This window comes from Exiguobacterium sp. LL15, from assembly GCF_024436095.1.
GTDB lineage: Bacteria > Bacillota > Bacilli > Exiguobacteriales > Exiguobacteriaceae > Exiguobacterium_A > Exiguobacterium_A indicum.
Window position 1 is genome coordinate 305,346 of the sequence record NZ_JANFNX010000001.1, and the last position, 22,648, is coordinate 327,993.

Here is a 22,648-nt window from a genome sequence, read left to right on the forward strand (position 1 = left end):
CCTCCTTATGATTTCTAACTATTATCACACAAAAATACTTGCAAAACCAGAGGGACAAACGTATGCTTTTTGTGAGAACGTGAGCGAGCTGTCTGACAGCTTACTCCTATAAAAAATCGAAACTTCCATTCGGAAGAAAAACGATCGAGAAAGTAGAGGGATAGTATCATGGGATTCTTAAAAAAATTGTTTGGTGGTAACGACGCAGGAAACGCGAAAATCGCTTCTGCACTTACAGGTAAAATCGTCAACATCGAGAACGTACCCGATCAAGTTTTCTCTCAAAAAATGATGGGCGACGGTGTCGCGATCGAGCCAACTGAAGGTAAAGTCGTCTCGCCGATCAACGCAACGGTTGAAACGATCTTCCCAACAAAACATGCAATCGGTCTAAAAGGTGAAGATGGTCTTGAACTTTTGATCCACGTTGGTCTTGATACAGTTAACCTTAAAGGTGAAGGCTTCACGGCTCACGTCCAGTCAGGTGACAAAGTCAAAGCAGGAGACGTCCTCGTCGAGTTCGACCTTGACTACATCCGTGCGAACGCACCATCGACGATCACACCGATCATCGTAACGAACCACGATCAATTCACGCTTTCAGCTGTACCAGCGGAAGGAACTTCTGTTGTCGCAGGCGATACAGAGCTCTTCAAAGCAACACACAAATAAGATACGATACGCCTCCATTCCTTGCGGATGGGGGCTTTTTTGTCGTCTCCTCCCGTGTCTTACCGTTTTGTAAGAGAAGTGAAAGCAAAGTCCATTTTGAGAAAAGCAGGGAAGGGCTAGACTGAGTGTAACGAATCAAACACAGGAGGCATTACAGATGAAAGCAATCTTACAAGCAGAACAGATTTCAAAAACGTATCAAACGAAAACAGCGCGCCACGAAGCACTGCGTCCGACGACGCTCCGTGTCCACGAAGGAGAGTTCGTCAGTATCATGGGTCCATCCGGTGCCGGGAAATCGACATTACTTAACCTGCTGTCGACGATTGATCAGCCAACGGACGGCTCGATTTTAATCAATGGAGCAGACGTGACGGCGATGAAGGAAAAACAATTGGCTCGTTTCCGCCGGGAACAACTCGGCTTCATCTTCCAGGATTTCAATCTCCTCGATACGATGACGGTCCGGGAAAACATCGCCTTACCGCTCTCACTCGCGAACGTCGATAAAAAAATAATTTTAGAACGTGTCGATCGTGTGGCGCGTCAACTTGGTATCTACGACTTACTCGATAAACGTCCAGTCGAACTATCGGGTGGACAAAAACAACGGACGGCTGCCGCGCGTGCGATCATTCATGATCCGTCGCTCATTTTAGCCGACGAGCCAACCGGTGCACTTGACTCGAAGTCAGCGACCGGATTGCTCGAAGCGATGCAGTCGCTCAACAACGAAGGCGCGACGATTTTAATGGTAACGCATGATCCGATGACAGCGTCTTATGCGGAACGGATTCTGTTCGTCAAGGACGGAGAGCTGTTCAAGGAAGTCCATCGCTTTGGTTCGCAGAAGGAATTCTTCGAACAGATCATGGAAGTTCAGCGTGAACTCGGAGGTGCCGTCCGTGAGCTTGTCTAAACTGGCGTTTCAAAATTTGAAGAACATCCGTCAAAACGTGATGTACCTCGGTGCGGTCACGTTTGCGATTCTGATTTATTACACGTTCCTCGCGATTCGATCGAATGAAGCGATGCTTCAGGCGAACGAATTGTACGGCAAACTAGGAACGGTCTTTACCGGAGCAAGTGTCATTCTAGCGCTTTTCTCTGCTATCTTCATCTGGTATTCAAGTGACTTCTTCTTACGTCGTCGTAAGAAGGAAATCGGGCTTTATGCATTACTCGGTTTAGAACGAGGGCAGATTGCTCGCCTGATTTTCCTTGAGACGATGGGGTACGGAGTGATTGGTCTGATTCTCGGAATTGCGATCGGTACCGTCGCTTCGAAATACTTCGTTCAGTTGCTGGCTTCCGTCATGGCGATGCAAGTCGATGCGACCTTTACGATCAGCGGAGCTTCCGTCATGCAAACAATCGGTGTTTTCCTTTTAATCTTTCTGATCATCGCTTTACGTTCGGCTCGGACGATTTATCGTTTTACATTAATTGAACTGTTCAAGGCAGAACAACAAGCGGAATCGCTTCCGAAAGTCCATCCGATCCTAGCCGTGCTTTCCGTCGTCTTGATCGGTGTTGGATACTATTTGACCGGACGACCGTTGATGGATCACTTTACGATCGTTGCCCCACTCTTAATGCTCTGCGTCATTCTCGGAACGTTCGGAACGATGAGTTACTTCACGATCTTCTTATTGCGCGTCTTAAGTAATCAAGCGCGACACTTCAAAGGAACAAATTTGATTCTGCACGGGCAATTGTTGTCACGAATCAAATCGAATGCCGTCATGCTGTCGACGATCACAGTCATCACTGCCGTCACATTGACGACAGTCGGTACAGCGACATCGATTTATTATTTCATCGATCAGACCGTCGAGGAGCAAGTTCCGTACAGTCTATCGATTGCGAGTAAACAATCTGAAGCGGAACAACTGATTGCAAAGTCTGACCAAAAGATCGACAGCCGGACGATGGTCAACGTCAAGAACGTCGACCATCAGATGACCGATCTGCCGAACCCGCTGACGTTCACGCGCTACTACGCGACGTATGCGTATGAAGACCAGCCGGGACAATTCAGCTACGTCAACTATTCGGACTACGTCAAGCTCGCGAAAGCGAACGGGAAAACGGTCATCAAAGAACCGAAACAAGGCGAAGCAATCGTCCTTGAGACATTCAAAGGAAACGATTTGTTGAAGATGAAAGTCAAATCGCCGGTCGGTGTTGAAATCAAGGACGTTCATGAGTCCTTTCGCATCACCGCTGCGACGAATCTACCGATCGCTCAACTTTATGAGAAACAGCGTCTCGCCTTCGTCGTAAACGATGATACGTTCGCGAAGATGCCGGAAAAAGGTTTCACACTGACGAATTATCAGTTCTCAGATGAACGTCATGACGATGGATTGATGAAACAGTTGACACAACTATATGGAAAACAAGCGGACACGGAGATGGCGGCGTATTATCCTGTCTATACGATGACGACAGCAACGACCGGCTTGCTCGCGTTTGCTGCCGGCTTCCTTGGTCTCGTCTTCTTGCTTGCGACGGGTTCAATCATCTACTTCAAGATGCTCGCGGAAGCAGAAGAATCGAAACAACGGTTTGCCATCATCCAGAAAATCGGTGTCGATGAGAAAGAACAGACGGGCATCATCCGTCTCCTTGTCGGATTCGTCTTCTCCTTACCGTACGCGCTCGGACTTGTTCATAGTTTAGTTGCGATGCAAGTCTTGCAGAAACTGTTGAACTACAACATCGTTCGTCCGACATTACTTGCGATTGTTTGTTATACGATCGTCTATCTGATCTACTATATCGTCACGGTCCGTGCGTACCGCCGCATCGTCACGTGATGAACTAAATAGGGGTACACAGAACTGGAAACGGAATAATCGTTTCCAGTCCTTTTTGAGTTCGTTATGATAAAGGGAGAAGGAGTTGATAGGAACGATGCATACGATTTTATTAGTCGAAGATGATATGAAGATTGCCACATTATTGAAAGAACTACTCGAACGCTATGATTTTAGAGTCGTCGTTGAAGATGGACGAGGAGATGTCGTCGCCGTCTATGAAGAGACGAATCCAGACGTCATTCTATTAGATGTCAATTTGCCGAAGTTTGACGGTTTCTATTGGTGTCGGCAATTGCGGATGAAGACACGGGCGCCGATCCTGTTCATCTCGGCACGGGTCGGGGAGATGGATCAAGTCATGGCGCTTGAATACGGAGCGGATGATTACATCGTCAAGCCGTTCCAAGGAGCGGTCGTCATCGCGAAGATTAAAAGTCAGATTCGCCGGGCCTATGGCACGCTTTCAAACGAGACGGATGAGCGGACGGTGACGAAAGAAGGGGTCACGCTGTACTTGGACCGTTATATCGTCGAATACGGGGAACAGTCGATCGAGCTGTCAAAAAAAGAGGGACTGATCCTTGAGATGTTGCTGACGGCAAGTCCACGAATCGTCAGTCGGGGCGATCTACTTGAACGGATTTGGGATGACGAAGCATTCGTCGATGAGAATACGTTGAACGTCAATATCACGCGTGTCCGCAAACGGCTTGCCGAAATCGGTGTCGCTGGACTTGAGACGGTGCGAGGCGTCGGTTATAAACTGGTTCTTGAACCATGAAGCTCTTTTTACGGCACGCGATACCAGGTATCATCTTCTTTACTGGACAAATGCTGATTTTATATGCCGTCTTATGGCTCTACGATCTTTATCGCCCAGCAGCCTTCTTTTATATCGTGCTCTTGAACAGTATCGGTCTCTTGATTTATCTCAGTTATCGTTTCTTCAGCATGCTTCCGTTGTTGCGACGGATGCAACAGCCGGTCCAATCGGTCGCAGAACCGATTCGCAGTGATAGTGAAGAACCGATTTCCGTCGCTGTCGAACAATTTTTAGAACGGCAACAGACCTTGTTTCGAAACAGTCTGTTTGCTGAGCGACGGAAGGAAAAAGAGCGGCATCGGTATGTCGACCAGTGGATTCATCAAATGAAGACGCCGTTATCCGTCATCGAACTGATTCTCGAACATCCGGGGGAGCACTATCAAGCTGATTTGCGCCAAGAGGTCGATCGGCTGCGCAGTGGACTCGACCAGATGCTCTATTCGTCACGTCTAGAAGCGATCGAGACGGATCTGAAGGCAGAGCAGTTATCCTTAAAGCCACTTATTACCGGCATCATTAATCAGGAAAAACGACTATTCGTCAAAAATCAGGTTTTTCCGAAACTCGATATCGCGGAGGATATGTACGTCTATACGGATGCGAAGTGGTTTCGATTCCTCGTCTTACAGCTTGTGACGAATGCGATTAAATATACGACAGGTCACGGACGAGAAGTCGTCTTGAAGGCGGAGGAGATAAATGGGCAGGTCGTTTTGTCGATTCGAGACGACGGCGTCGGGATTCCAAGACGAGATGTCCCACGCGTCTTTAATGCGTTCTTTACCGGTGAGAATGGGCGACGTTACGGGGAATCGACCGGAATGGGACTGTATTTCGTCCAGCAGGTCTCGATGAAACTCGGACACGAGATTGAACTTGAGAGTGAGGAAGGCATCGGGACGACATGTCGGATTCGTTTAGTAGGAGGTCGCGCACATGATTGAGGTGAAACAATTAGGAAAGGTCTATCCCGGAAAGGTGACGGAACAGCCGTTGACGGATGTGAACTTCCGAGTTGAAGAAGGCGAGATGGTCGCAGTCATGGGACCGTCCGGTAGTGGCAAATCGACACTGATCAACTTGCTTGCGACACTCGACGAACCAAGTTGGGGATCGATTCTGATTGATGGCGTCGATACAGCGACGTTTAAGCGAAAAGAGATGACACGCTTCCGACGCGAGACACTTGGGATCATCTTTCAGGAATTCAACTTACTCGACTCCTTGACGCTCGGTGAGAACATGCTCGTTCCATTGATGTTGTCTGGGAAAAAAGCAAAACTGGCGCGTGAAGAGATGGAGCAGTTGGCTCGTCGCCTTCAGATTGATGATTTGCTCGATAAGCAGGTGGACGAAGTAAGTGGTGGACAACGGCAGCGAACAGCGATCGGTCGCGCCTTGATTCATACGCCGCGTCTGATACTTGCGGACGAACCGACCGGAGCGCTTGATTTTCAAGCGACAAAACATGTCATGGATGTATTAGCAGAACTGAACGCGACGGGGATGACGATGGTCATCGTGACGCATGATCCGCAAGTCGCTTCGTATTGTAATCATGTCTTGTTTTTAAAGGACGGTAGCGTGCAAACCGAGTTATTCCGTGATGAGCCACGACGGATCTTCTTTCAACGTGTCATTGAGTCGTTATCGTTGTTAGGAGGGGATGAGCATCAATTATCTGCAATACGCCCTACGTAATATCCGGCGCTACCAGCGGTTGTACTATGGGTATGCCTTGACGATCATCATCGCGATGACGATCGTGACGAGTTACTGGAACTTGCTGACGAACGGATCGTTTCAAAACGTCGCCAAGATACTCAGCCAATTGAACCAAGTCATCGAGATGACGATCTTGTTCGTCTTCATCGCAGAACTGATCATCCTATTTTTTAGTATCCTGTTCATCTATTCGACGACCTATACGATGCTTGAGCACCGGAAGAACGATCTCCGAACGATGCGGACGCTCGGTAGTGGATTATCGCACTTCTTGAAGTATTTTTTGATTGAGGTTCTGATCGTCGGCGGATTAGCGATCACGGCGGGGATGATACTTGGAAATGTCTTGACGAAGATGCTGTTACTTTCTGTCGTCAAAATCATGTTCTTGCCACCGATCGAGTTTGAGCTGTCGTTTTATGCGATTCTTGCCTTGATTGGTGGCGCCTTCCTTGTTTTACTGATCGCGACCGTTCTGGCGATTTACCGTTTTCGTCCGGATCGACCGGTCCGTTCCCGTTCACTTTTTCGAAGAAGAGTTTGGATTCTGACACAAGTCCTCGCTCTATTGCTCTTGATTTACGGATATGTCCTCGCGTTCGTTCGAATGTATGGATTTTATATGTTATTCCCGCTTGTCATCTTCATCGGTTCCTTTTTCATTTGCCGCTATATCTTACCGTGGTTGATCCAGCTATATCGTCCATGTCGGTTGTCTCTTCGGAAACTGATCGTTTCGGAGATCGCCAATCAGTTACGAACGAATAGTACGCTGATTGCCCTCGGGACGATCTTGACGTCATGTGCGCTGACGGCAGTCGGACTTGTCTTCTTGTTTCAATTGATCGGACTCGATCTCTCGTCCCAAAATCAATTTGGTCTCGTCTATTATGAAGAATCCGCTCAGCCGACGAAGCGATTGAAGGATATTAAACAGACGATGACGGACGCATTTCCGGATCGCTATCAGCAAGATATTGAAGTGAAGGCAGAAGGGAAGCGTATCTTTTTACCGATTTCTGCCTACAACAAGATGATGCGTCAATTGCACCTTGAGGAGCGGAAGGCGACCGGTCGACAGAGTTTCTTCGTACCCGCGCGACCGGTGCAACTCGAAGAGAATACACCAACGATGAAGAAGGCAGAACAGGCGATGAAACGAGAAGGGTTTAAGCTGCTCTCGCCGTCTTCCCATGATTTAGTGTTTGGCTATAACTATCAGATCGAGACGATATTCGTCGTCAGCGATGCTGTCTTCCCGACACTTAAAAAACCTGTTCGGCAAATCGTCGTCTTCGATACGCCGGCGTATCATGATTATGGAACGAGGGACTGGAAGCAGTGGATGAAGATCGTTCGCAATATTCAATCCGCAGCCAAGCTGGATGAGAAGCAGCCGGTTCCCTATCAGTTGATCAATGAGACGGAAGATGAGATCGACGGAATCCGGATCGTACGACTCGTCACGTTCGTCGTCATCCTTCTGACGATCTGGTTGTTCGTCATCAATGCGAGTTTCCTGCATGTATGGATGCAGATGACGGCGGAACAGGAACAAAAACGGATGAAGACATTGTTTGCGCTCGGATTTGGATCCGGAAACATCCGTCGCTACTTGCTTATGAAATATGGTGCGGTCTTACTTATTCCGTATCTGATTTCCGTTTTTCATGCCTTTTTGTTGTTCCAAGTCGTCGTGACACAGGCGGGACTGGAAATGAAACCTTTTCTTAATCTCGCTGTGTTTTGGATCAGTATCGTCACCGTTGGATACTTCTTAAGTGTCTTACCGATTTGGCTACGGTACCCGCGCCATCTGTTCCGGAAATCATCTGAAAGTTCGATGTATCCAACACCAAATTCAAGGGTATGATGATACCATAGGAACAAGGGAGGGAAACGTATGCTAGACCATTCACCATATCGAGGCTACGGTGACCGAATTCGGATTTTACGAGAGCGTGCCGGGGTTACGATCGAACAGCTGGCAGAACGACTCGGTGTCGCACCGTACTTCATTCGCCGAACGGAACTCAGCGAAGTCTATCCAACAAAAGCGTACATCGAGGCACTGGCTGACGCTTTGAACATCGATGCGAGTTACTTGGCCCGTCATATCTGGACAGGAGAATCCTTGAAGTTCATCATGCAACAGAAGACGCCACTTGAAGAGATGAAGCTTGCTTATGAGCAGACGCTCGGACAAGACGGGACATGGGTCGAAGAGCAGCTTGAAGAGCGAATGCGCCTGTTTGACCTGATGTACGACGAAGATGTCAAACGGATCGAACAGACGATGAGCGCAACCGAGCAACGCATCTTTCATGAACTGGTTGATGCTGTGATGGAAGCAGGAGAGTTACGACGCGATCAAGCAGAAGAGACGTTTGAACTGTTTGAGGATAAACTTCCAGCCATGATGCAACTCGACGAGTATCTCGACCGAATGACAGATGGTGTATCGTTAGCTCGTTCGACATATTACGCGGATTATAGTGACCGGAAAAGCCGCTCACGTTATCATCGCAAATAAAAAAGTCGCTGTCTTCTGATTGACGTTCAGAAGACAGCGACTTTTTTTAACGTGTATTGTTTTGTGACATCTGACGTAAACGTGGATTCTTAATACGTGTCCGACCGATGATGAATCCAATGATTGCATTCGCGATGACGAGTACCCAACCGACATAGCCGAAATTGAGGGTTAAGCTACCGAGCATCGCTTGCCATTTGAAAATCATCATCAAATCACCACGCAAGACGAAGCGTGCGATACAGACAAGTAAAACCGTCAATCCAGCGATGAAGACACCAACCCAGCTTCCGTATAAGCGAGAAGACTGACGGCGAACCGCAACGAAGGACCAGCAAAAGAGGCTGGCGACGAACGTCATCCCACCGTAAGCAAGGACGAGTTCCCATGTCGCACTCGCCTGCGGAAATTTCGTGAACATGACAAGTGACGAGACCATGGCAGCAGCTGTGAAAAGGATCGCTGCCCAAAAACGAGACCGCATAACGTAGTTCCTCCTAAAGGCTTTTTCTCACCTAACGATAGCGGAAACGATTCGTCTTGTAAACTGTTACCGGCGACCGCTTAAGATCCGACGGAGTTGTTTGAGTGGATTCGATCCATAGAACAGAACACCACCCCGATAGAATTTTGTTCCGACGAATAAGGCAAGCGAGATGCTGATCAACATCAAGATGAGCGAAATCGACACTTGCCATAGCGGTACATCGGTTAACATGACGCGCAGGAACATAACCATCGGTGTAAAGAACGGAACGAATGACAGGACGACGACAGCTTGGTTCGTCGGTGCATTCAGACTAAACATCGAAATCAGGAAAGCAGCGACGATCAACAAGATGACTGGTAACGTCACTTGCTGTGCATCCTCGACCCGGCTGACGAGTGAACCGAGTGCCGCGAGGAGCGTCGCATACAGGAAGTATCCGAGCAGGAAGAAGACGAACAGATAAATGATCGTCCGGGCACTCAAGGAATCGAGTGATAACTGATCGAATAAACTGCTGTTTTGAGCACTGTAGTAGCCGACACCGACGAGGATCGATAATTGTACGAGACTGACCGTAGCGATCGAGAGGATCTTCGCCAGCATATGTTGAATCGGACTCGCTGCTGAAATCAGTAACTCCATGACGCGTGATGATTTTTCGTTCGCGATTTCCGTGACGATCATCCCACCGTAAATCGCAATCGTGAAGTACATCAAGAACAGCAAGACATAGACGAGCGCCGAGGCAGCAAAGAGTTCATCCTCACTTTTCCCACCCGTCGACGTCAACTCCTGTTTGACAGGAACAGGTTCAGCGAGTGAGGCGAGGACGTTCGGATCGATTTCAGCATCCGTGATGACGGCTTGGTCACGGACTTGTTTGACGACCGTCGCGACCTGTGACTGTAATTCAGACTCAGGACTAGCACTGACGAGTGTCACGTCATACGAATCCTGAACGATTGCCACGGCATCGAATGTTCCGCGGTCGACGGCCTTTCGTGCTTGTGCGACCGTATAGTCCTTCGTCGTGATGTCTGAAGTGACACCAGCCTTCTTCAAGGCAGGACGAAGATCGGTCGATAGTTCACTGACGAGAGCGACTTTTGGATCGTCACCGGAGAACCAGTCAAGAATCCGTTCGATGTTACCGAAGCCGACGAGGAACAGGACCATCAGGACTGTCGAAATCAAGAAGCTTTTAGCACGTAATTTTTGCAATAGATTGAAGCGATATAAAGTCAGGAATTTACGATTCATAACGTTTGCCGACCTCCTCGATGAAGATATCCTGTAGAGATAATTGATCCCAGACGAAACGATCGACGTGATGTCCTTCGCTGACGATATGTTGAAGAAGTTGATCAGCGGTTTCTTTTGAAGAAACTTGGACGACATACCCGTTATTATCCGACTCGACTTGGAGGATCCCCGGTAAACTATCCCATAAAAGAGGTGGTGCATCGGTTTTTAAGAGGACCCGGGTTTTTCCGTAGCTCGCTTTGATGTCAGGGAGGTATCCTGCAACGACCGGCTTACCATGATCGAGAATGGCGACATGTTCACAGAGTTCTTCGACATGATCCATCCGGTGACTTGAGAAGACGATCGTCGTTCCGTCGACGGTCAATTTTTTGACAGCACGTTTTAATTGCTCCGCATTGACCGGATCGAGTCCGCTGAACGGTTCATCTAAAATCAGCAGTTCAGGTTTATGTAGGACGGCAGAGATCAACTGAATCTTTTGTTGATTTCCTTTTGAGAGTTGTTCGACGCGCATTTTTTCATACTGCGGAATTTGGAAATACTCGAGCCATTCTGTCAACGCTCGTTTCGCATCCTTCCGTTTCATATCGCGGAGTTCTGCGAGGAACAAAAGTTGTTCGTCGACGCGGACTTTTGGATACAAGCCCCGTTCTTCCGGAAGGTATCCGATTTTTGAAGTCGGGATGCGCTCTCCGTTCCAGGTGATTGAGCCTTCAGTTGGTTGCAGTAGACCGAGCAGCATCCGGAAGGTCGTCGTCTTCCCGGCACCGTTCGCACCAAGCAAACCAAAGATTTGCCCGCGTGGCACCTCAATCGTCAGAGCATCTACGGCTGTAAAATCGCCGAAACGCTTCGTGATGTGTTTGATTTCTAACATATGAACCTCCTTTAAAGACGTCTGTTGCACGACAAGTGTACCATTGTTACCTAGTGTCCTACGGTTTAAATTGGATAAAGGTTCCAGAAAAAACGAGGAAAGACTTATTAGTTTACTTTTTGTTCTTTAGTTACTATTATTGTGTTAATAGATACGACTGAAGGAGGAACGCATCATATGAAAACGCAAGGTATCCATCATATCTCAGCAATGGTCGGCGATCCACAAGAAAATCTCGATTTTTACGGAACCATTCTCGGACTACGATTCGTCAAAAAAACGGTCAACTTTGATGATCCAGGAACATACCACTTCTATTTTGGAAACGAATCCGGAGCACCGGGAACGATCATCACGTTCTTTCCGTTTAAAGGCATGGCAAAAGGGAAAGTCGGTGCCGGACAAGTCGGAACGACAGCGTACGCGATTCCGGTCGGTGCAGCAGATTTTTGGAAAGCGCGGCTGACAGAAAAAAACGTCTCGTTTGTAGAGACGGTTCGTTTCGGAGAACAACAGATCGCCTTCGAAGATCCACATGGTCTTCAAATTGAACTCGTCGAACGCGAGGCGGGATCAGACAGTCGCTATGAAATCGACGGCATCACACGTGAAGTCGCGATCAAAGGATTCGCCGGAGCGACGTTACTGTCGCGGGATCCATCAGATACAGCAAAATTACTGACAGACACATTCGGGCTGACACTTAGCAAACGGACGGAAACCGTTGACCGGTACATCGCAGAAGGCGAGTTCGGGAATGTCGTTGACGTCGTTCATGGTCAAATGCCAGTCGGTCGTCCGGGAACGGGAACGGTTCACCATATCGCGTGGCGGGCGACGGATCAAAAGGAACAACTCGACTGGATGAATGCCATCAACGCGTTCGGTTTACTGACGACTGAAGTGAAGGACCGCCATTACTTCACATCGATCTATTTTCATGACCGCGGTCGGATTCTCCATGAAATTGCGACCGACAATCCAGGATTCGCAATCGATGAAGCGTTCGAGATGCTCGGAGAAGACTTGAAGTTACCGGAACAATTCGAAGCACATCGCAGTGCGATCACAAATCATGTAACACCTATTACTGTACCGAAGGGGAGACTCGTATGATTCATTTATACCAAGCACCAAAAACAGCAGACGCACCGATCTTTTTATTCTTACATGGCACAGGTGGAACGGAACAAGATCTCGTCGGGCTCGTCTCGTTGCTCGATTCGGAAGCAGGCTACTTGTCCGTCCGCGGGGAGGTCTCGGAAAACGGGATGCCACGATTCTTCAAACGACTCGCGGAAGGCGTCTTCGATGAAGAAGACCTCGCTTTACGGACAGCGCGTTTAATTCAGTTTTTACGTGATCAAGCAGCAGAGCGTAGTTTTGATCTCGATCGTCTGATTCCAGTCGGATACTCGAACGGGGCGAACATCGCGGCGAACATGTTGTTCGAAGAAGCTTTGTTCAAACAAGCGATTCTGTTGCATCCGATGGTACCACGTCGTGGTGTGACGTTACCTGACCTATCGGACGTACGCGTCTTCATCGGTGCAGGTAGTAATGATCCGATCTGTCCGGCTCAGGAAACGGAAGAGTTATCAGCGCTCTTGAAACAAGCTGGTGCATCAGTCGACGTCACGTGGTCGAATTATGGTCACCAACTCGTCATGCCAACGATTGAAGCAGCAACGGATTGGCTGAAACAGTAAAAAAAGGGCTGTCCCATCTACTTCTTTCATAGAAGATGATGGGGCAGTCCTCTTTTCGTTTCAAGCAGGATGATCACTTTTTGGTCGAGAATAGACGATGAGCACACCACGCTCGACGAGCTGGAGGGCGAGCGTCTGTTTCACTTCTTCCGATGCTTTCGTCTTGGCAAGTTGTCGGTAGAGCAAGCGAAGTTCACGGCGCATCGTCTTACGGATCAGCCACATGCTATCAATCGTCGTACACCAACCGGTCACGGTCTCGTGTCCGATGCAATACTGGGTCTGACGTTCGAGATAACGAATCCACCACTCGTCACGCGCCATTTTTAGTACGACACCTGTGAGGCCAAGTACAAGGATGGCGAGGGGAATGCTTTCATATAAAGGAAGACGACTAAGAACGGTACCAACATTCGTGACGAGGGCAAGCATCCCCCATCCTATGCATCCGATGACAAGCCAATATCCAAAGTTGAGAGTACTTCGATGTCGTAACGTCACTTTCGGCGTAAGCAATGAAGTGGCCATCAGAAACACCTCCTTGTTAAATAATCGAATTTTCTGACAATTTGTAGTTGTCCTTCTACTATAGTTACTTTTTCCCGAATCGTCTAGTCATTAGACATGGAAAATGTGTTTCTTTCTTGACGAAATTCGTGTACGCTAAATGTAGAAGTGAGCGGTTACATAAAGGGGGATATAAAGAAATGATGGATCAAGTGATTTGGATTGCTGTCGGTATCGTTGCCGTTGCGGTTTTCTCAGCATCGAGTGTCGCAGCGTACATGGGTGTCAAGAACCAAGAAGATTAAGAATCGAAAAACGGCTCATCCTGATCATCGGGATGAGCCGTTTTTTTGATGTGCCATCGATTATTTGTTTGCTGTTATATCTGCTTGCAATGCATAAGGTTTCAGGGCATCGCTCCAGCGTAGATAACCGCCACCGACGAGATGTAATCCATCATACGTCAAGCGATTCTGAAGATATCCTTGTTTATTCGTCAAGACAGGTCGTAAGTCGACGAATGGAACCTTAAGCGATTGAGCGAGATTTTGTAAATTCCGGTTCAACGCTTCGACATCACGGTTGATTCGGACGGAGTCTGAATACTTCGGTGCCACAGGAACGGTTGACTGAACGACGACGTCAATGTTATTTTTTCGAAGTGTCGTCACGATCGTCGTCATGTTCTCGGTAATTTGTGGAATCGGCGTATAGTGACGGATATCATTAATACCACCCATCAGGAAGACGCGTTTTGGTTTCATCTCGAGAATCAGGTCGAGACGAGTCAAAAAGCCTTCTGTCGTATCGCCAGGAATCCCGAAATTAATAATTGTCGGATCATCCATCAAGATGCGCCAATCGGCAAAATTCGTCATCGAGTCACCTAACATGACAGCGTTCGCTGATTTTGGGTATTGATAAGTATGGAATAGACTATTCAAACGGACATAGTTCGGATTCTTATCGTATTGGAATGTCGTGACTGGAGTCGTACTCGTTGCAGGTAAGACGCTTTCGAACAGTTCGAGCGGTTTACGTCCCAGTAACAATGCAAGGAGAACGACGTTCAAGACGATGGATAGAATCAGGAGTGTCTTTTTCATAAACATTCGTTCCTTTCGAGGGAGTATAAGGGGTAGTGTAACATGAATCGGAATCCGTGGTTTGATAATATTAAAGGTTTTCTTGTCATTTTCGTCGTCATCGGTCACATGCTGACAGATTTACGGTTTGATTATGATGGAAAATTACTCGAAACGGTCTATCTATTGATTTATTCGTTTCATATGCCATTATTCATTATTTTAAGCGGTTATTTCTTCCGCGAAAACAAGTATTTACGTGTCATCCAGCTTTTCGCGGTGTATTGTGTCTGGCAGATCTTGATCGGATCTTGGGCGACACTCGGGGAAGGAAACCCGATTTTCTCAGGAGAAAACATTGGAACGCATCTATTACGGCCATACTGGGCACTTTGGTATTTATTCGTCATGGTCGTCTGGTATATCGTGACGCCTTATGTCGTCCATTTACGCGGCTACGTCTGGTTCGGTCTCGCGTTCGCTCTATTATATGGTTTTGAGCTTGAGAATACAGGCTTCTTAGCACTTCGTAAGTTGATCATGTTCTATCCGTACTTCTTACTCGGAAACTATTTATCAGAACACGAATTCATCCGGATCTTTGAAATGCCGAAAAACTTTAAACGACGGATGAACGTCCGCTTAATCGGTGGGATCACATTTGTGGCCGTCATGGGCTTTTTGTTATTTGAAGCGTGGCGTGACACACCACAAGAGATCGTTGATTTCGCGAATGCCTTCAAGCATCGTTTCCCTTATGTTGATCAATACGATAGCGATGCCTGGTTAGGTGTCATCAAACATAGTGTCATTTATTTCTTGTCAATTGCGGCTTCCCTTGGTTTCATGATGTTGATTCCGATGCGTCGCCTTCCGCTCATCACACGGGCGGGGGAACTCAGCCTCTATGTCTATTTGCTTCACGTCTTTTTCGTCATGGCGTGGCGCCAGTATGTGACGGAAGCATTCGTACCGCAACCGTGGCTAGCGTTACTGATCATGATTGGCGTTGCCTTGCTGATCGTCGGTATCATCATACACCCGCTCGTCGTTCGTGTCCTCCGTCCTTTGATTGAGATTGATATTCGTCCAATCGTCGAGAAACGGGAAGACCTTTCAAAATAAGACGGAATGCTTTACACTTTAAGATAGATGGATTACAAGACGAAGGGCGTGGAAGGAATGTCATATAATTTAAATAACGCAGACGGTGTCGTGAACGTCTCGCAACAAGTCATCGAGGTCATCGCAGGCGTAGCCGTTCAAGAAACGGAAGGGATCGCCTTCACAGCAGATGATTCAAAACTGCAAGAGAAACAGATGGTTAAACTCGTGAAGGTCGAGGATGTCGGCGGCGAGATTACGATCAGTTTGTCTGTTCATATCAAGTACGGAATGTCGATCATCAAGACGGCGGGGAAAGTGCAGGAACGGATTGCGCAAGACATGGAGAACATGCTCGCGTTCCAACCGAAAGCAATCAACGTCCGAGTGATTGGTCTCTTAAAAGGATAACAGGACGAAAAACACTTTGCTGAAATCGCAAGGTGTTTTTCTTTTTAAGTAAAACATTTGATAACGCTTGCAAAGAGATGAGAGAATTAGTAAAATTGTTTGTGAGGCAAGTGCAATCGTTTGCACAACGTGTCATTCGATTTCTTGCCTTTCATGGACGATGTATGAAAGGATGGATGTCGGATGGCACCAACGATCGAAGCGGTCATTTTTGATTTAGACGGCGTAATCACGGATACAGCAGAGTATCACTACTTAGCGTGGAAACAATTAGGAGAGGATTTGGATATCCCGTTCGACCGGGAATTCAATGAGACATTAAAAGGTGTCAGCCGGATGGATTCACTCGAGCGTATCCTTGCGCTTGGTGGAAAACAGGATGCTTTTTCGGAAGACGAGAAGCTAGCACTCGCTGCGAAGAAGAACGAACACTATGTCACATTGATCCAGCACATCTCTGAACAGGATCTTCTTCCTGGAATCACTGCATTCCTTGATGAAATCCGAAACGCTGGGCTGAAAATCGGGATGGCGTCCGCTTCTAAAAATGCGCTGATGGTCGTCGAGGCATTAAAGGTTCGACATTACTTCGATGACATCGTAGATGCTGCAACTGTTGCACAATCGAAACCACACCCTGAAGTGTTTCTCCGTGCTGCGGAAGCGCTCGACGTCGAACCAAGCCGTTGCATCGGTGTAGAAGATGCGACAGCGGGCATCACTGCCATCCACGCTGCCGGTATGTATGCCGTCGGTGTAGGACCGGAGTCGGCGCTCCATGAGGCAGACTATCGTGTCGATTCGACAGATTTGCTTTCCCTTGAGCAAATCCTCGCTAGTCGCTAACTGAGATTCATTCATTCCCTGATGATTGAATCGCAATCAACCTCTCTTTTCTTTTATGTGTCAGAAAAAGAAGTGATTTCCCTGAATCTCTTCTTTTTCAAAAAAATAACGCTCAGCCGTATGATTCGGCTGAGCGTTATTTTTTGGTTAGAGGGAAGAAAGAATCGCGTTTGCTACTGCATCAGCATAGCGTTGCTGATAAGAAGGAGAAACGAGTTTCGCCCGGTCATTAGCATTGGATAGGAAACCAAGTTCCGTTAATGTAGCGGGTGCATTCGTACCGCGAAGAACAGCGAGGTTCCCGAATTTAATACCACGATCACGTAATCCAATCGAGTTAACAAGATTGTTTTGGAGATTTCGTGATAGAGCAACAGATGCATTACCTCTGTAATAGAAGTTTTCAGCGCCATAAGCACTTGTTGAAGATGCAGCATTAATATGGATACTGACGAAGATGTTTGTCTTATGGGCGTTCGAGATGACGCTACGATCTGTTAACGAAGGATAGTAATCATTCGTATAACGTGTCAACTTCACATCGACTGTTTTAGATAGGCGCTCGGCTACGAGTTTAGCGACTGACATGACGATATCACGTTCATAAATACCGTATCGTGCGGCACCAACATCATGTCCACCATGCCCAGGATCTAAGACGACGAGTGGACGAGCAGACATAGAAGGCTGGAAGAGCGAGAGATACGTCGCTTCGACATATCCATAACGTCCATCAGATGTTTTGACAGCGACGAATCCTTTTGTCTTATGTAAAGCATTCGTTACCGTAACAACGGAACCACGTGGCAGTGTACCGATAGAAGGGCTGATCGAACTTGCACCAGACCGTAATGTCAATGAATCATTAAAAGGAACGAGAACATACATCGTCGTACCTGAATAATCAGCTGCAGATCCGACAGGTGGTAAAGAAGCAGAAGAAGACGTCGTTTTCTTCAAGTAACTTCCTGAGACATAGCCTTTTTTACTACCGTAAGACACTTGGTACCAGTTATCCTTCCGATACGAAGAGGTAACGATCTTTCCTTTAGGAATCGTTAGTAGTTTAGCTGAGGTAGCAGAATTCGATGTACGTAAATTCAATGCGTCCAACGTAATGTAGTTCGTTTTCGCGAATGTCGTACCGGTAGCACTTGCTGTGACGACCGCTTTCTTTTTCAAGTAAGAACCAGCAACATAACCGGTTTTTGATTTGTAAGATACTTTATACCAGCTTCCCTTCTTGTAAGAAGAGGAAAGTGTTGTTCCTTTAGGAATCGTCAATAATTTAGTCGAAGTAGCAGAATCAGACTTACGAAGGCTCAACGAATCCGTCGTCGTGTAGTTCGTCTTCGTAAAGGATGTACCGACAGTACTAGCTTTAACGGCCGCTTTCTTCTTCAAGTAACTTCCTGAGACATAACCCGTCTTAGAACTGTAAGAGACTTTGTACCAGTTTCCTGTTTTATACGAAGAAACGACTGATTTTCCTTTAGGAATCGTCAACAATTTTTTAGAGGAAGTAGTAGCAGAAGCGCGAAGATTCAATGCATCTGTTGTTTGATAAGTAGCTTTCGTGATAGAAGCAGCAGATGCCTCGGGTGTTGGGGCGGCTACCGTGAAAAGTACGGCCGAAGCAATACTTGCGATCAAGACGGAAGTTTTAGTAGGCATAGTGTGCTCTCCTTTTAAATTTAGTATTGTAAAACAGGATATAAAAATGACAAAATGAAGAAAGATTTAAAATTATATATTAAAAACAATAATTTTATGTTCTAGGTTCGCTCCTTTCTGTTAAGATAAAAATGGAAATCAGCAACAGATAAAAAATTGCCAATATTACAAAAAAATTAAAATAACATAGAAATCATATAACAAAAAGGTAAATAAATGGTAATATTATTTCAAAAAACATACAATTGAAACATAATTGAAATATTATTGTGTCATCAATACAAGAAAGAAGGTAAAAAGTATGGATCCGAATGAACATATTTACAGAGAGCTGATGGAAATCGAAGAAGAATATCGCCGTCTTCAACGAAGAGCAGAGTACTTAGTAGCTGAATTAAGTCGAACGAATCAAGATCATGCACAGGAAGTTTCTGTTGCACTAGAGCGTCCATTGAAACAACGAAGAGTGAATCAGCGGTATCCACTGGAAGTTTACGTACACCAAATCAGTGATTTGATGCGCGAACGCGAGTCGATGTCAGCACGAGATATTCAGATGGAACTCGAACTTCGTTATCGTCACCAAATCAGTAACATTTATCAGCTCATGGCAAAAGTTGAACAGGCAAACCCGGCGATTCAAAAAGTGGGTCGTGGAATCTATACATATGATTCATCGGCAGAAGTTCCGATTTTTATGTAGTTTTTTCAAAAAACGTCGTTTCTTTTTTAAAGAAAGGCGTTTTTTTTGTTGAATGAATTCCAAAATAAAGATTTATTTTTAAAATAAGTAAATGATTTTCTTAAAAATGGGTTTTATCTCTTCTGTTCCATTTTTTAACTGATATAATGGATACGTAGATGAAAAAATTGTCGGACCTGACGTCACGTGGACGTGGGGAGAGGAGAAAAACAGTGCTTCAACTCGTAAAAAATACATTCAACGAACAGTCTAAGCGACTGAAGAACTATATGAAAATCGTAAAAGAAATCAATGCGTTAGAAAGTCGCTATCAAGCGATGACGGATGATGAATTAAAAAATCAAACGATCCACCTGAAGGAACGCATCGAAGCTGGTGAGACGATTGATCAACTGAAGACGGAGGCATTTGCTCTTGTCCGAGAGGCAAGTGTTCGTACGTTAGGCATGCGTCATTACGATGTTCAATTGATCGGTGGTCTTGCATTACTAGACGGTCATATCGCAGAAATGGCGACGGGGGAAGGAAAAACATTAGTCGCGTCGTTACCGAGTTTTACAAAAGCCTTAAGTGGTAAAGGGGTTCATGTCATCACCGTCAATGACTACTTGGCACGACGAGACGTGGATCAGATCGGAGAAATTCACCGTTTTCTTGGTTTAACAGTCGGACTAAATGTTCCCGATCTTTCACCTGATGAGAAACGTGCTGCCTATGGCGCAGATATTACATATGGAGTCGGTACAGAATTTGGCTTCGACTACTTGCGCGATCATCTCGTCAATCGGAAGGAAGACCGTGTACAACGAAAACATCATTTTGCCATCATCGATGAAGTCGATAGTATTTTAATCGACGAAGCGAAAACACCACTCATCATGGCAGGTAAGGGCTCGGTGCACGAAGGATTACAAACCGTCGCGAAGCTGATCGTATCAAAGTTTCCTGCGGATGCATACGAATACGACGAAGAGATCAAAGCAGTTTCGCTTACGGATAAAGGAATTTCGATCATCGAAGAGAACTTCGCCATCGATAATCTTTTCGCAGCTGAGCATCAAGTACTTTATCATTACATGGTTCAAGCCTTGCGTGCTCACGTCGTCATGAAACGAGACGTTGATTACATCGTAAAAGATGGGAAAATCGAGTTGGTTGATTTATTTACAGGACGCATCATGGAAGGACGAAGTTTGTCGGATGGGCTCCATCAAGCCATTGAAGCAAAAGAAGGCATTGACATCACGGAAGAAAATAAAACGACGGCCCAAGTTACGATCCAACATTATTTCCGGATGTACGAGCTCGTTTCAGGCATGACAGGTACGGCACAAACTTCACGACAAGAGCTTCTGAAGACATACGGAATGGATGTCGTACAAGTCCCGACCAATCGCCCGAAACTCCGTGAAGATTCTTCTGACATCATTTACGCGACGAAAGAGGAGAAATATGAAGCTGTGGCGCGTGCGACGAAGGAAGCACATGCAAGACGGCAACCCGTATTGATCGGAACGACGTCCATCGAACAATCATTTGCCGTAGCTGAAGCTTTAGATACACATCAGTTACCGTATCAAATCCTGAATGCAAAGACGGTCGACCAAGAAACTGACATCATTCGTGAAGCCGGGCAACACGGACGCATCACGATCGCGACGAACATGGCAGGACGAGGGACAGATATTACGTTGGATGAGATTGCGAAAGAAGCAGGTGGGTTGTTTGTCATCGGTACCGAGCGTCATGAGTCGGTTCGGATCGATAACCAGCTAAGAGGACGTTCAGGACGTCAAGGAGATCCAGGTAAAAGTCAATTCATCGTATCACTCGAAGATGACCTCGTCCGGCGTTTTGCAAAGGATCGACTGGAGAAAGTCTTGAAAAAAGTGAAGACGAGTCAGCATGAACCGGTTACGTTAAAAGAAGCACAAGCGTTATTGAGCTATGCGCAAGAAACATGCGAGGGGACAGGTTATTCGATTCGAGAGGAACTTGTTAAACTCGATGACGTCCTTCATCAGCACCGTCTTGTCATCTATGCGATCCGTAACCAAGTACTAGATGCGGAAGACATTCAAGATATGGTACTACCAATGGTCGAGCGGACGATCGAACGTATCGTGGATCGTTATCTTTCTGCAGAACTCGTACCGGAAGAGTGGCCAAAGGAAGAGTTCCAGTTCGCGATGGACGAATTACTAAACGACGAAGTACCACTTCCAGATGATTTAGAACAGCCGGAAGAGGTCAAAGCGTATTATGTGAACATTGTTTCCGCTCGTCGTGAAAAATGGATAGAGGAACTAAAGAATCCTGCAGTAGACGAGCTGATCCGAGATCAGCTATTGGCATCGATCGAAGAGCACTGGACGGAACATTTGACGACGATGAATACGCTAAAAGAAGGCATTCATCTTCGGAGTTACGGTCAGGAACAGCCTGTTCGGATGTACGAAAAGGAAGGCTTTGAAATCTTTAACTACACGATTGCTGAAATCGAGTATCCCGTTGCCTATGTCTTACAACGATTGTCCGAATATATCATGCTAGATGAAGAAATCGAGGAGATGGAGTTAGATGTTTAATCGCAGAAAACAAATCATTTTAGAAGCAGAGACACCAGAAAATACAGGACTGTATAAGCCTCGATTGATTTTTACAGAAGATATGTTGATCGAGAAAGAAGATGAATATCTTTTCCGTTACCATGCTAATCAATTGCCAGACTTGGAGTTAAATCAACTGTCCGTCGAAGCGCTGCAAGTGGACCTATCCTCCTCGCCGATTTCAATCGTCGCGTTGTTTCGAAATACATTAGAAAATAGTTTTCATGTAGATGGTCTTCCATTACTCGTGTTAGACGAAGCCAATCGTCTGATTGGCAGAAAGGTTTTGACGACGGAAGATATTCCGGAGTTCGTACCGATGAGTAGTATGCCATGTTGGCTTGATTTTTCCGAGGAAGAACTTTTCTTAACGGAAGAAGAAAATTTCCCGGAAAAGATTCGTCTCTTATTTAGTTTAGAAGAGACGCATGATCTCGAGATTCCACCGGACTTCCTTGATGCTGAAGCGCGACGTGTACGTCAGACATTCTATTCAACCCCGACGTTGAAGAATGAAGAAGTCAATGTCATGAATGTTTGGAACGAGAAGAACGAAAATAGGATGACAGGATTGTTTTTGATTCGAAACGGATATGAACAGGCGATTCAACTCGGAACGCTTCCGTTACAACTTATGAACGGGGAACAAATCTTGCAGACATTGCAGGTACCGTTAACGTCCCCAATCGAAGCTAAAACGACCCTTGCAATCAAAGTCTTCTTAGACGTGACGGAGTGGCAAGACCAAGACGTGTTGCAATTCCGAGTCGCACAAGCATAAGCCTA

Annotated in this window: 22 protein-coding genes; 16 read left to right on the forward strand and 6 right to left on the reverse strand. The window is 46.4% G+C overall.

All coding sequences use genetic code 11. The features are described 5' to 3' along the window. Positions 1-168 precede the first annotated feature (168 nt). From NOM72_RS01390 to NOM72_RS01425, 8 genes are all read left to right on the forward strand, one after another. On the forward strand, positions 169-672 hold the full coding sequence (locus tag NOM72_RS01390; protein ID WP_035396161.1) for a PTS sugar transporter subunit IIA: 504 nt from the start codon (positions 169-171) through the stop codon (positions 670-672). Positions 673-829: 157 nt separating this feature from the next. After that, positions 830-1,591: an ABC transporter ATP-binding protein gene (locus NOM72_RS01395; protein WP_058264636.1), complete on the forward strand. Its 762-nt coding sequence runs from the start codon at positions 830-832 to the stop codon at positions 1,589-1,591. Beyond that, positions 1,578-3,494, forward strand: coding sequence for an ABC transporter permease (locus tag NOM72_RS01400; protein ID WP_255997461.1), 1,917 nt, complete (start codon positions 1,578-1,580; stop codon positions 3,492-3,494). Before NOM72_RS01395 ends, NOM72_RS01400 begins: the two co-directional genes overlap by 14 nt. Positions 3,495-3,591: 97 nt before the next feature. Beyond that, complete coding sequence (locus tag NOM72_RS01405) at positions 3,592-4,278, forward strand: response regulator transcription factor (RefSeq protein WP_047393119.1); 687 nt, start codon at positions 3,592-3,594, stop codon at positions 4,276-4,278. Beyond that, positions 4,275-5,267, forward strand: a complete 993-nt coding sequence (locus NOM72_RS01410) for a sensor histidine kinase (RefSeq protein ID WP_023469322.1) — start codon at positions 4,275-4,277, stop codon at positions 5,265-5,267. The genes NOM72_RS01405 and NOM72_RS01410 overlap by 4 nt, the downstream gene beginning before the upstream one ends. Beyond that, complete coding sequence (locus NOM72_RS01415) at positions 5,260-6,024, forward strand: ABC transporter ATP-binding protein (RefSeq protein ID WP_023469321.1); 765 nt, start codon at positions 5,260-5,262, stop codon at positions 6,022-6,024. Before NOM72_RS01410 ends, NOM72_RS01415 begins: the two co-directional genes overlap by 8 nt. Then, a complete protein-coding gene (locus NOM72_RS01420) occupies positions 5,990-7,921 on the forward strand; it encodes an ABC transporter permease (RefSeq protein ID WP_255997464.1) in 1,932 nt (643 codons plus the stop codon). The genes NOM72_RS01415 and NOM72_RS01420 overlap by 35 nt, the downstream gene beginning before the upstream one ends. Before the next feature lie 30 nt (positions 7,922-7,951). Beyond that, positions 7,952-8,581: a helix-turn-helix domain-containing protein gene (locus tag NOM72_RS01425; protein ID WP_255997466.1), complete on the forward strand. Its 630-nt coding sequence runs from the start codon at positions 7,952-7,954 to the stop codon at positions 8,579-8,581. 46 nt (positions 8,582-8,627) lie between these two features. Here the strand turns inward: NOM72_RS01425 and NOM72_RS01430 are convergent, their stop codons facing one another. The 3 genes from NOM72_RS01430 to NOM72_RS01440 all read right to left on the reverse strand — a co-directional run bounded on the left by NOM72_RS01430 (position 8,628) and on the right by NOM72_RS01440 (position 11,214). Beyond that, entirely contained in the window at positions 8,628-9,065 is a 438-nt protein-coding gene (locus NOM72_RS01430) for a hypothetical protein (RefSeq protein WP_023469318.1), read from the reverse strand. 66 nt (positions 9,066-9,131) lie between these two features. Continuing rightward, complete coding sequence (locus NOM72_RS01435; RefSeq protein WP_255997468.1) at positions 9,132-10,331, reverse strand: ABC transporter permease; 1,200 nt, start codon at positions 10,329-10,331, stop codon at positions 9,132-9,134. After that, positions 10,321-11,214: an ABC transporter ATP-binding protein gene (locus NOM72_RS01440; protein ID WP_087681376.1), complete on the reverse strand. Its 894-nt coding sequence runs from the start codon at positions 11,212-11,214 to the stop codon at positions 10,321-10,323. Before NOM72_RS01440 ends, NOM72_RS01435 begins: the two co-directional genes overlap by 11 nt. A gap of 177 nt (positions 11,215-11,391) precedes the next feature. Between NOM72_RS01440 and NOM72_RS01445 the strand changes: the two genes are divergently transcribed. Next, complete coding sequence (locus NOM72_RS01445; protein ID WP_255997470.1) at positions 11,392-12,330, forward strand: VOC family protein; 939 nt, start codon at positions 11,392-11,394, stop codon at positions 12,328-12,330. Further along, positions 12,327-12,923, forward strand: a complete 597-nt coding sequence (locus NOM72_RS01450) for an alpha/beta hydrolase (protein ID WP_255997472.1) — start codon at positions 12,327-12,329, stop codon at positions 12,921-12,923. Before NOM72_RS01445 ends, NOM72_RS01450 begins: the two co-directional genes overlap by 4 nt. Before the next feature lie 60 nt (positions 12,924-12,983). Here NOM72_RS01450 and NOM72_RS01455 read toward each other — a convergent pair whose 3' ends face one another. Together NOM72_RS01455 and NOM72_RS01460 are read right to left on the reverse strand one after the other, a co-directional pair. Beyond that, on the reverse strand, positions 12,984-13,451 hold the full coding sequence (locus tag NOM72_RS01455) for a hypothetical protein (RefSeq protein ID WP_255997474.1): 468 nt from the start codon (positions 13,449-13,451) through the stop codon (positions 12,984-12,986). Between the two features lie 344 nt (positions 13,452-13,795). After that, positions 13,796-14,536, reverse strand: a complete 741-nt coding sequence (locus NOM72_RS01460; RefSeq protein ID WP_023469311.1) for an SGNH/GDSL hydrolase family protein — start codon at positions 14,534-14,536, stop codon at positions 13,796-13,798. 42 nt (positions 14,537-14,578) lie between these two features. Between NOM72_RS01460 and NOM72_RS01465 the strand changes: the two genes are divergently transcribed. From NOM72_RS01465 to pgmB, 3 genes are all read left to right on the forward strand, one after another. Further along, positions 14,579-15,640, forward strand: a complete 1,062-nt coding sequence (locus NOM72_RS01465; RefSeq protein WP_035396182.1) for an acyltransferase family protein — start codon at positions 14,579-14,581, stop codon at positions 15,638-15,640. 57 nt (positions 15,641-15,697) lie between these two features. Then, positions 15,698-16,030, forward strand: a complete 333-nt coding sequence (locus tag NOM72_RS01470; protein ID WP_035396186.1) for an Asp23/Gls24 family envelope stress response protein — start codon at positions 15,698-15,700, stop codon at positions 16,028-16,030. A gap of 183 nt (positions 16,031-16,213) precedes the next feature. Beyond that, on the forward strand, positions 16,214-16,876 hold the full coding sequence (gene pgmB / locus NOM72_RS01475) for a beta-phosphoglucomutase (protein ID WP_023469308.1): 663 nt from the start codon (positions 16,214-16,216) through the stop codon (positions 16,874-16,876). Positions 16,877-17,023: 147 nt separating this feature from the next. On the opposite strand, the gene NOM72_RS01480 is transcribed toward pgmB, so the two are convergent. Further along, entirely contained in the window at positions 17,024-18,550 is a 1,527-nt protein-coding gene (locus tag NOM72_RS01480) for an N-acetylmuramoyl-L-alanine amidase (RefSeq protein WP_255997477.1), read from the reverse strand. A 334-nt stretch (positions 18,551-18,884) separates the two neighbouring features. Here NOM72_RS01480 and NOM72_RS01485 point away from each other — a divergent pair, with 334 nt between their 5' ends. The 3 genes from NOM72_RS01485 (at position 18,885) to NOM72_RS01495 (ending at position 22,643) form a co-directional block, all read left to right on the forward strand. Then, on the forward strand, positions 18,885-19,253 hold the full coding sequence (locus NOM72_RS01485; protein WP_235147597.1) for a Rok-like winged helix domain-containing protein: 369 nt from the start codon (positions 18,885-18,887) through the stop codon (positions 19,251-19,253). 212 nt (positions 19,254-19,465) lie between these two features. Continuing rightward, entirely contained in the window at positions 19,466-21,841 is a 2,376-nt protein-coding gene (gene secA2, locus NOM72_RS01490) for an accessory Sec system translocase SecA2 (protein WP_255997479.1), read from the forward strand. Next, the gene (locus NOM72_RS01495; protein ID WP_255997481.1) at positions 21,834-22,643 is read left to right on the forward strand and encodes an SLAP domain-containing protein; all 810 of its coding nucleotides are present in this window, start codon (positions 21,834-21,836) and stop codon (positions 22,641-22,643) included. The genes secA2 and NOM72_RS01495 overlap by 8 nt, the downstream gene beginning before the upstream one ends. Positions 22,644-22,648: the final 5 nt, after the last annotated feature.